This is a genomic window from Haloimpatiens massiliensis, from assembly GCF_900184255.1.
GTDB lineage: Bacteria > Bacillota > Clostridia > Clostridiales > Clostridiaceae > Haloimpatiens > Haloimpatiens massiliensis.
The window spans coordinates 1-899 of sequence record NZ_LT854616.1 but is presented as its reverse complement, the minus strand read 5'-3'; the positions used below and the strand labels follow the sequence as shown (position 1 = coordinate 899).

Sequence of the window (899 nt, the reverse complement as noted above, 5' to 3'; positions counted from 1 at the left end):
GGTGTAAGTCCTATAATGCTGGATGATTTAACTAGTGGATTTAATATAACTAGAAATTATACATTAGATGAAAATCTTAATGCCATGATGGGATTTACAAGGGAAGAATTATCATGGATTATGGACGAAGTAAATATAAAGGATACAGAGCTTAGAGAAAAAATATGTACTGATATGACTACTTATTATGATGGATATAAATTTAATGAAAATAGTAAATCAGTTTTTAATCCAGATATGTCCATGTATTTTTTAGATAATTATTTGATGTATAATCGTTATCCAAAAGAGATGATAGACAATAATGTAAAAACGGATTATGGAAGAGTTAATCAGCTGGCTTATAATTTTAATGATAGGGGAGCTTTAGAGGAAATAATGAATAAAGGAGAAACCTCTACTATGCTAGTGGATAGATTTAATATTCATACTATGTATAGTGTAAGTGAAAATTTCAAATCCCTATTGTTTTATTTAGGTATGCTTACAATAAAGGGTCAAGGACTTAGTGGTACTATACTTAAAGTACCTAATTACGTGATAAAAACAATTTATTGGGAACAGTATTTCCAAAGGATGAACTTAGAATATAATATACAAATAAAAGATGTTAGAGATGCAATAACTGAAATGAGAGCTTATGGAAACATAGAACCTTTGGTGGAAATTATAAGTAAAATACTAGAGGATTTATCCAATAGAGATTTAATGCAAATGGATGAAAAGCACATTAAAATGATGTTTTTAACCCTTTTAGGCATAGATGGCACTTATTTCATACAAAGTGAAGCGGAAAACAACAAAGGCTATGTAGATATAATGCTTAAGAGAAAAATTCAATTTAAAGATATAACAAAATTTCAGTGGATTATAGAATTAAAATATATAAAGGAAAGTGA

At 27.9% G+C, this 899-nt stretch carries 1 protein-coding gene; it reads left to right on the top strand.

What is annotated here, in order from left to right; all coding sequences use genetic code 11:
* Nucleotides 1–899: PD-(D/E)XK nuclease domain-containing protein (locus C1715_RS00005; protein ID WP_180963939.1), on the top strand; the 899-nt coding region annotated here is incomplete at both ends.